This is a genomic window from Kitasatospora sp. MY 5-36 (assembly GCF_001182915.1).
Classification (GTDB): Bacteria; Actinomycetota; Actinomycetes; order Streptomycetales; family Streptomycetaceae; genus Kitasatospora.
Genome location: NZ_LFVW01000724.1, coordinates 1 through 5,316 on the forward strand (window position 1 = coordinate 1; position 5,316 = coordinate 5,316).

A 5,316-nucleotide genomic window follows, 5' to 3' on the forward strand; every position below is an offset into this window, starting at 1 on the left:
GCCGCGGGGACGGGCGGAGGCGGCCCGGGTGTGGCGGCCGCCGGGACCGGCGAGCCCGAGGGCCCGATGCTGGGGGAGGGGCGCGCCGCCGCGGCCGACGTGGCCACGGCCGGCGGAAAGGGCCGCTCCTTCACCGTGAAGGTGGCCGGCGGGTACGCCCTGCTCCAGCCGGTCGCGGTGGACACCGGGCGGACCGCGGTGGTCGAGGTGTTCGTGGCCGAGAGCGACCTCACCCGGGGCGTGGCCACCGCCTGGCAGGTGCTCTCCGCCGTGGCGCTCGGCCTGGTCGCCATCTCGGTGCTGGTCGCCGACCGGATGGGCAGCCGCATCGTCGCCTCCGCGCGGAAGCTCGCCGCCGCCGCCCGCTCGCTCGGCGCCGGGAACCTCGCGGTGCGGGTCCCGGTGGAGGGCCGGCTGGTCGCGGGCAGCCCGGAGGAACTGCGCGAGGCCGGCCAGGCGTTCAACACCATGGCCGACCGGGTGGTCCAACTCCTCGCCGCCGAACGGGAACTGGCCGCGGACCTGTCGCACCGGCTGCGCACCCCGCTGACCGTGCTGCGGCTCAACGCCGCCTCGCTCGGCGAGGGCGACGCGGCCGACGCCACCCGGCACGCGGTCGCCCAACTGGAGCGTGAGGTCGACCAGATCATCCGCTCGGCCCGCCGCGCCCCCGAGGACGCGCCCGTCGTCGCGGTCGGCTGCGACGCCGCCGAGGTGATCCGGGAACGGGTCGCCTTCTGGTCGGCGCTGGCCGAGGACGAGGGGCGCCGCTGGCAGCTGGCCGGCGCCGAGCGGGCGGCGCCGGTGCCCGTCCAGCGCGGCGACCTGGCGGCCGCCGTCGACGCGCTGCTCGGCAACGTCTTCCGGCACACCGCCGTCGGCACCGCCTTCTCGGTGGACGTGCTGGCCACCGACTGCTCGGTGATCGTGCTGGTCGGCGACGCCGGACCGGGGTACAGCGACCCGGCCGCCGCCCTCAAGCGCGGCGAGGGGCACGGCGGCGAGGGCTCCACCGGCCTCGGCCTGGACATCGTCCGCAAGCTCGCCGAGTCCACCGGCGGGGACCTCGCGCTCGGCCGCTCCGCGGTGCTCGGCGGCGCCGAGACCCGGCTGCGGCTGCGCACCGGGCCGCAGGAGGCGGCGCCCGCGCGGGGCGGACGGCGGCGGAGCCGGGGCGCGCTGTTCCAGAAGTGACGGGGTTTCGGGGTGGCCGGGCGCCAGGTGTGGCGCTACGGCGCCCGTGCGCTCTTCCTTAACGGCGGCCTAAGGGACCTCTACCGCTCGCTCAGCCCGCCCGTCGCGCCCCCGGCCCACCGCTAGCGTCGGTCGCGCCGGTCACCCGACCCCCGACGGCCACTCCGACGGCCACCCCGACCGTCCTCGCGACCGTCCCCGCGACGGCGAAGCCGACCACCCCGGCGCCGACCCCCACCCCGGCCGTCACCCCCACGGCGACCGGTGTGCCCGTTCCCCCGGTCGGCGCCGGGGCCGGCTTCGCCCCGTACGTGGACACCTCGCTCCACCCGCCGTACGACCCGGTCGCCACCGCCGGGGCGACCGGGGTGAAGAACGTCGCCCTCGCCCTCGGCCGACGCGGCGTGCGGCAGTGTCGTCCAGCGGCCGCCGGACTTCACCCGGGCCCTGGGGGCGTACACGGGCTGAGGGTCCGGCCCCGTCCGGTCTCCTGATCTTCCGATCGCGTGATCGCCTGATTCCCGGCCCTGGCCGTCCGTGCCCCGCTCGGGGCGGAGGACGGCTGGTCAGGGCCGGTCCGTCACGCCGGGTAGTCGATCGTGTCCGGTTCCGCCCGGGCGGCATCCGGTATCGTCGCTGGTTGGCCCAGCCGTGGACGGAGTGGACAGTGACAGCGGTGCAAGACGAGCGCAGCCCGGTGCGGACCGCACCCGACCCCTCGCCCGCCCCCCTGTCGGACCGGCTGCGCCGGGCCCTCGGCGTCCCCGTCCGGGCGCTGCGCGAGGCCCCCCGCCGCCCGCTGCTGGCGGCCTCCGCCGTCGCGCTGCTGTCCCTGCTGGTGTACGCGGTGGTCCGCCACTTCGTGCACACCTCGATGGTGGACATGATCGTCTACCGGGCCGAGGGCGCCGCCGTGGCCAACGGCACCGACCTGTACGCGCTGCGCGTCACCGAGTGGAACCTGCCCGCGACCTACCCGCCGTTCGCGGCGATGCTGTTCGTCCCGACCACCTGGTTCCCGGTCCCCTTCCTCCGGGTGGCGATCACTCTCGGCAACATCGGGCTGCTCGCCCTGCTGACCCACCTGTCCTTCAAGCTGGCCGGGTGGCCGCGCCGCGAGCTGCGGCCGATCGGCGTGATCCTGGTGACCGGCCTCGGGGTCTGGCTCGAACCGGTCTTCACCACGCTCCGTTACGGCCAGATCAACCTCGCGCTGGCCTGCCTGATCCTCTGGGACCTCACCCGTCCGGACGGGCGGCGGAGCAAGGGTGTGGCGATCGGCATCGCCGCCGGCATCAAGCTCACCCCCGGCCTGTTCGCCGTCTACCTGCTGGTCACCGGACGGATCCGGGCCGCCTTCGTGGCCGGCCTCACCTTCCTCGGCACCTTCCTGCTCGGCGCCCTGGTCCTGCCCGACGCCACCTGGGGCTTCTGGACCAAGTACCTCTACGACTCCTCCCGGGTCGGCAAGACCTGGATCGTCGACAACCAGTCGATGCGCGGCGCCTTCGCCCGCCTGCTGCACAGCGCCGACCCCGGCACCGTCGCCACCCTCGGCGCCGGCCTGGTCGCGGTGGCCGGCCTCGCCGTCGCCGCCTGGGCCGCGCGCAGCGGCCGCTGGCTGCCCCGGGCCGAGGCCTGGGGCGTCTGCTGCGCGGCCGTCACCGCCGTCCTGATCTCGCCGATCAGCTGGACCCACCACTGGGTCTGGTGCGTGCCGATGCTCGTCCTGCTCGCCGCCGAGGCCTCGGTCGAGCACGCCCGCCCGGTCGGCGTCCGCCGACTGCGCTGGCGGGCCGCCTTCTGGGCCACGCTGGTCGCGTTCCTGTCCTTCGCGATGTGGGCCGCGAAGCCGGTCGGCCTGGCCGTCCTCGACATGTCACCGTGGCGCCAGCTGCCGACCTCCGTCTACCCGTGGGTCGGACTCTGCTTCCTGCTCGCCGCCGCCGTCCGGATAAGGGCCCGACGGCGCTCGGCCGGCGCGCCGCTGGTCCGGCTGCCCGGACAGCGGGAGACCGGCGGCCCGGACGCCGCCCGCGGTCGTCAGCAGGCCCCCGCGGCCCGCTGAGCCGGCGGGGGCGCCGCTCCTGCTTCCCTGTTCCCGCGCTCGCGGTTCCCGCCGAGCCCGCTGCCCGTGCTCGTGGTCGCGGTCGTGGCCGTGCTCTCGCGGGTGTCCGTGTCCGTGTCCCTGCTGCTGTCCGTGCCGGTGCACGCTGCGGCGCACGCCTAGGCGAGCAGCTCGGCGAGCGAGCCGTCCATGTCCAGCGCGGCCAGCTCGCTGCCCGGCGGGACCAGCCGGTGCGCCCGCTCCAGCCAGGCCGCGACGATCGGCAGCGGGGCCTCCAGCAGGGCGTCCCCGGCGGGCGAGCTCAGGGCCAGACAGAGCACGCTGCGCCGGCCCGAGCGGGTCGGCCAGATCCGCACGTCGCCCTGGCCGCACGGGCGGAAGGTGCCCTCGACCAGCAGCTCGCGGGCGAACACCCAGGTCACCGGGGAACCGGTGTCCAGGTGGAAGGTGATGTACACCGCGTACGGGTCGTGGCTGCCGTAGGACAGTCGGGCCGGGACGGGGACGCTGTGCTCCGGCGAGAGCACCAGGTTGAGCTCCAGCTCGTGCTCGACGACGCTGACGGGACGCTCCATGATCGTCTTCCTCTCTGCCTTCGGGCGGTGCCCGGTTCCGGGCCCCTGTGACCTTTGAGAGGGCGGTCCGCACCGGCTCTTACACACGTTTCCGGGATTTCTTCGGGAAGTTTGGTGAGGGGTGGTGAACGGCGGGTGGCACGGCGTGCGGGCGATCGTCGTGCGCTGGGTTCCTTACCTTGAGCCACCCTCCGCTGTCCGGGGATTCGCGAACTTTCCGTCACGGCTTCGATGAGGTACTACCCTTTGTGACTGCCCGGCGACTGTCCGCCCATCGGTGGCTCCCCCACGCGCGCCGAACGCCGGGCGCGCGCCTGGTCGTGCGCGCGGGGGGACGCGTCTGCGGTGGTCGGGCCCGGTCGGCCCGCACCGTCCTCGTCAGGCCCTGCCAGGAAAGAAGACCCCCATGACGGACCGCCCCTTCGCCGCCGCCGGCGACCCGGCCGTCGCACCCGAGCCCGGCTACTACCCCGACCCCTCCATCCCCGGCTTCATCCGGTACTGGGGCGGCTCGGCCTGGGTGCCCGGCACCAGCCGGCCCGCGCCCGCCGAGGGCGAGGTGCCGGCGCCGCCCCGGTACGCGACCCGCCCTCCCGTCCCGGGCGGGCCGGCGGCGCGGGCGGTGCCGCCGCCGGTGGTGCTGCTGGAGGCGATGGCGCCGGAGGCGGGGTGTGCGGGGACGGTGGCCCCGGAACCGGTGGCTCCGGAGCAGGTGGCCCTGGGGGCGGTGCCGCTGGGGGCGGTTCCCCCGGGGTCGGCGCCTTCCGGGGTGGCGCCCTCGGGGTCCGTGGCGGAGGTGCGGGGCGGGCTGCCGGCGGGCGGGGGCGACACCGGGCCGGTGTACTTCGACCAGACCTCGGGCGGGGCGTCCTTCGTGCTCGGGCCGCGGGTGGCGGAGGTGATCGGCGGGCCGGTGTTCCGGACGGTCGACGGGCCGGGGGTGCTGTCGGGGGTTTCGCCGGGGCTGCCGTTCGGGGTGCCCTCCGGGGCGCCGTCCGGGGGGCCATCGGGTTTCGCCGGTGCCGAGCCGCCCGGGGTCGTGGACGCGCCGGTGGCCTTCGGTGCGGTGCCCGAGGCGGCCCCGGTCCCGGTTCCGGGGCTGGGGCTGGGCCCGGCTCCGGCCCCGGCCGCCGCTCCGGTCGCCGGGGATTTCGAGTCCGGCTGGCAGGCCGATCCGCGGGCGCAGCGGGGCTTGATGGAGACGGGCGACGCGCCCCGTTGGGTCTCCTGGGGGGTGCTTCCGGAGGCGCCCGACGCGGAACAGGGGCGTGCGGAGCCCGAGCGTGCTCCGATTGCCGCGGAACTGGCCGCCGCCGGCTCTCCCGCCGTGGCGGTGGCGGTGCGGGAGGCCCCGGTGCCGGCCGTCCTGGCCTCGGGCCCGGTGCCGGTGGTCGGCGAGGAGATGCTCCGAAGCCCGCTTCGGGCCCCGGCCCCGGTCCCGACCGCGGCCGCCTCGAAGCCCCTGGCCGCGGCGGCGGC

At 76.4% G+C, this 5,316-nt stretch carries 5 protein-coding genes; 4 read left to right on the forward strand and 1 reads right to left on the reverse strand.

Annotation, left to right across the window (positions count from 1 at the left end; genetic code table 11):
* The 3 genes from AE652_RS34510 to AE652_RS34520 form a co-directional block, all read left to right on the forward strand.
* A partial coding sequence (locus AE652_RS34510; protein ID WP_049658878.1) for a HAMP domain-containing sensor histidine kinase occupies positions 1–1,194 on the forward strand: 1,194 nt, incomplete at its 5' end.
* 266 nt (positions 1,195–1,460) lie between these two features.
* Positions 1,461–1,688 carry a hypothetical protein gene (locus AE652_RS45630; RefSeq protein ID WP_107086617.1) on the forward strand — a complete coding sequence of 76 codons (228 nt, stop codon included), beginning with the start codon at positions 1,461–1,463 and terminating at the stop codon, positions 1,686–1,688.
* A gap of 173 nt (positions 1,689–1,861) precedes the next feature.
* Complete coding sequence (locus AE652_RS34520) at positions 1,862–3,262, forward strand: glycosyltransferase 87 family protein (RefSeq protein ID WP_082346163.1); 1,401 nt, start codon at positions 1,862–1,864, stop codon at positions 3,260–3,262.
* 158 nt (positions 3,263–3,420) lie between these two features.
* Here the strand turns inward: AE652_RS34520 and AE652_RS34525 are convergent, their stop codons facing one another.
* Entirely contained in the window at positions 3,421–3,837 is a 417-nt protein-coding gene (locus tag AE652_RS34525) for an SsgA family sporulation/cell division regulator (RefSeq protein WP_049658875.1), read from the reverse strand.
* Between the two features lie 406 nt (positions 3,838–4,243).
* Here AE652_RS34525 and AE652_RS48685 point away from each other — a divergent pair.
* On the forward strand, positions 4,244–5,316 hold a 1,073-nt coding region (locus AE652_RS48685), incomplete at its 3' end, for a DUF2510 domain-containing protein (RefSeq protein ID WP_049658877.1).

What these genes read in the sequence shown, in the direction of transcription:
- AE652_RS34525 (WP_049658875.1), bottom strand. Translation starts at nt 3,837, where the DNA reads ATGGAGCGTCCCGTCAGCGTCGTCGAGCACGAGCTGGAGCTCAACCTG.